We start from the raw sequence: 3,142 nt of genomic DNA on the forward strand, positions 1-3,142 counted from the left end.
CGCGGGGCCGCCGTCGCGGGACGCGGGCACGGGCCGAGCCCCCTCGGCAAGGACGGCGGTCTCGTCGAGAGGGCTCTTCAGCCGTGCCGGGGCGGGATCGGACGTGTGGCGGGTGCCGCCGTCAGGTGGTCCGCCGCGGCGGGCCGCCGACGGCCCTCCGGCCTCCCCCGCCGGCTGTCCCCGGGCCGGCCCCCGTCCCCGCGGGTGGTGGCGGCCTTCTCAGGCCTTCACCGAGGCCACGAAAGCGCTCCACGCGTCCGTGGGGAAGGCCAGCTTCGGGCCCTCGGGGACCTTGGTGTCCCCGAGTTCCAGTGCTTCCTCGGTGGTCGACCTGACCATCACGCACGCGCCGTTGTTGTTGGTGTAGGAGGACGTCGTCCACGTTTCCGTGGCGCCCAGACGAATTGCCATGTTCGCTCCGTAGCCGGTTGCCGAGTTGCTGTCTCCGGGCTGCGCGTTCCAGCAGGGACCCGCAGAACGGATTGCGCCAACCCCTACTGACGGTTGGCGTGATCGACGCTACTCGCCACCCTCCCCCACCGACGCAGCCATTCACTCGACCGAGTGGCATATTCCAGGAGAGACGTCCGGGGCGACTTGCCGACGGTGTACAGTGCCGCTTTTTTGTCCGCCGTGGAGCCGCGGCCGCTCTGGAGGGGACGTCAGCGCGCGTACTCCTTGGCGACCCGCTCGACCAGTTGGCGGGACTGCTCCACGTTCAGGGCCTGCGCCCGCAGGTGCTCGTACATCACGGTGTACTTCTGCACGTCGTGCGGCTTCTCCAGGTACAGGTCGCTGGTCACGCCCTCGATGTACACGACGCTCGAGTCGGCCGCGTCCGCGAACTCCAGGATGGAGTACTGGCCGTTGATGCCCGAGTGCGCGCCGACCTCGAACGGCAGCACCTGCACGGTGATGTGCGGCTGCTGCGACAACTCCATGACGTGTTCCAGTTGTTCGCGCATGACCTGCCGGCTCCCGACGACCCGGCGCAGCGACGCCTCGTCCAGGACCACCCACAGGCGCAGCGGGTCCGTCTCAGCGGTGATGCGGCTCTGCCGGCGCAGGCGGACCTCGACGCGCTTGTCGTTCTCCTGCTCCGACGCCTCCGGCGAGCCGCCCCGGATGATGGCCTCCGCGTACGCCCCGGTCTGCAACAGGCCGGTGATGATCTGGGGTTCGTAGACCCTGAGCGACTCCGCGTCCGTCTCCAGGCCGATGTAGACGCTGTACGGGATGTCGCCGAAGGCGTGCCACCAGCCCTGCTGGCGCGAGTCCTTGGCCATCTGCATCAGCGACTCGACGATCCGCTGGTCCTGGACCTCGTAGACGCCGCAGAGGTCGCGGACGTCACGCTGGCTGATGCTGCGCCGGCCGTTCTCCAGCCGGCTGATCTTCGACTGCGAGACCAGCAGCCGCTCCGCCACCTCCTCCGCCGTCATGCCCTTGAGCTCACGGAGCCTGCGCAGCTCCTGGCCCAGCCGGCGTCGCCTGACGGTGGGATTGACATTGGACGCCACGGGACGTGCACCTCCGGCTGTATGCCTCGTACTTACTCGTACTTGCCACTTTGCGTATCTGGTGTTGAGCAGACTGCCACCAAGGCGCTTCCCGCCGCTGGAGAACAGTGGATATCCAGCGGCCGCACCCCGGTTCGCGGGGTGCCGGCGGCCCGGAGCGGCGTGCGGCGGTGGCGGCGGCACGCACCGGCAGGGAACGGCGCGGAGCGGCACGGTCGCGGTCCTCCGGGCACGCCGAACGGGGCGGAGAGAGTACGCACACTCTCTCCGCCCCGCTCGGACCGCGGCTCCGGTGACCGGCCGGTGGTCCTGGGCCTCTCCGGCGGCTCGTGCCGGAGATGTGGGGTCCGGCACGCCCCGGCCGGACGGATCCCGCCGGTTGCCTCCGGTGTGCCCCGCCGGACAGGCCCTAGTGGGCCACGGCGCGTGCCATGGATCCGTGGTGCGGTTGGGCCGGAACCCCACGGGCGGGTTCCGGTCCGCCCCTGCCGCCGGGGGTGGCGGCCTGACGGCCTCCCGCCGGGGCCGGGTTGCGGCGTGGCTGGGCCGCCACACCGTTCTGCACGTCCATCACGGCGTGCGCCACCAGGCCGCCCATCGGGTCGTGCCGGATGAGGTCCCGCAACCGGGAACGTGAGGAGCGACCCTCGTTCCCCGGGTACAGGTGCTTGCCGAGGCCCACGGCGTGTGCCAGTGCGGCGAGCGCCGCGGTCCGTGGGTCCGGCGGTACGCCGGTACGGATCGCGGAGTCCAGCCGGGCCTTGATCTCCCGGCTGATCTCGGTGTCCGTCGCCTGGTAACGAGTCGTCGGCAACACCCCGCACATCTGGCCGGCCACGGCGTGCACCATGCCGCACCGCTCCAGATGCGAGAGGTAGGTCTGGCGGAGCCCCAGGCGCGGCCCGCCGATCCAGTTGACCGCCCGGACCGGAGCGCCACGCCTTCGCAGCAGCTCCAACGCGCAGTCCAATGTCGGATCTCCAGTCGGCCGTGGTACCACCACGGCGATACGATCCCCGTCTGGGGCTATCCGTCCGGCCAGCGCCAGCTCCACTAGCTGCGCTCCGGCCAGACCGAGGTCGAGCGACTGCGGCTGCGCAGTGGTACCCGTGGTCGGGTCCAATGCCAGCAGCAGAAGCTCTTCCGGAAGTGTTCTGCGGCTCCTGCCCATCCATGCCTCCCCGCGTGGATGAATGACAGGGTGACCCCTCTCACATTGGTCTGTCGAGAGCACGTGACTGGTTTGTAAGGGAACCGATAGGTATGTCGTTCTCGTCTACCACCGGGGGGAAGTCCACACACAGGACACTGGTAGATGGTTCGGACAGCGCTGCGGAGCGCTGTCGTGGGTGGCGCAACGGTTTCACGGTTCGGTTGGCGTACGCGCGACGCGCGGCGCATGGAGGAGGCATCGGTGGCGGGCGAGTCCCCCGACAGGTCGAAGCAGCGCGAGTCGTCGGCGGAACCGACGCCGGGGAGTGCGGGGCCGGTTCCCGAAGCCAGGAGCAAGGGGGGCGCCGCCGGCAGGCGGGACCCCCGGTCGGCGGCGACCCGGGGTGCTTCGCCGTCGTCAACGGCTCCGGGCGCGGAGGCGTCCGCGTCGTCGGAGGCCGCGGCCTCCG

The 3,142-nt window shown here is 70.5% G+C and carries 4 protein-coding genes; 1 reads left to right on the top strand and 3 read right to left on the bottom strand.

The annotated features are described in order from the left end of the window. Window positions 1–219 precede the first annotated feature (219 nt). The 3 genes from AOK18_RS27740 to AOK18_RS27750 form a co-directional block, all read right to left on the bottom strand. A complete protein-coding gene (locus AOK18_RS27740) occupies window positions 220–411 on the bottom strand; it encodes a DUF397 domain-containing protein (RefSeq protein ID WP_055696112.1) in 192 nt (63 codons plus the stop codon). A gap of 251 nt (window positions 412–662) precedes the next feature. After that, window positions 663–1,520 carry a helix-turn-helix domain-containing protein gene (locus AOK18_RS27745; protein ID WP_055574524.1) on the bottom strand — a complete coding sequence of 286 codons (858 nt, stop codon included), beginning with the start codon at window positions 1,518–1,520 and terminating at the stop codon, window positions 663–665. Window positions 1,521–1,929: 409 nt separating this feature from the next. Continuing rightward, window positions 1,930–2,691: a GOLPH3/VPS74 family protein gene (locus tag AOK18_RS27750; RefSeq protein ID WP_055696113.1), complete on the bottom strand. Its 762-nt coding sequence runs from the start codon at window positions 2,689–2,691 to the stop codon at window positions 1,930–1,932. Window positions 2,692–2,919: 228 nt separating this feature from the next. On the opposite strand from AOK18_RS27750, the gene AOK18_RS34870 reads away from it, so the two are divergent. Continuing rightward, window positions 2,920–3,142 (top strand): hypothetical protein (locus AOK18_RS34870; RefSeq protein ID WP_420865650.1); only part of this gene is annotated, 223 nt, incomplete at its 3' end.

Source organism: Streptomyces prasinopilosus, from assembly GCF_001419695.1.
GTDB classification, from domain to species: Bacteria; Actinomycetota; Actinomycetes; order Streptomycetales; family Streptomycetaceae; genus Streptomyces; species Streptomyces prasinopilosus.

Excerpts from the sequence above, each read along its gene's own strand:
- AOK18_RS27740 (WP_055696112.1), bottom strand. The coding sequence starts at position 411 with ATGGCAATTCGTCTGGGCGCCACGGAAACGTGGACGACGTCCTCCTAC.
- AOK18_RS27750 (WP_055696113.1), bottom strand. The coding sequence starts at position 2,691 with ATGGGCAGGAGCCGCAGAACACTTCCGGAAGAGCTTCTGCTGCTGGCA.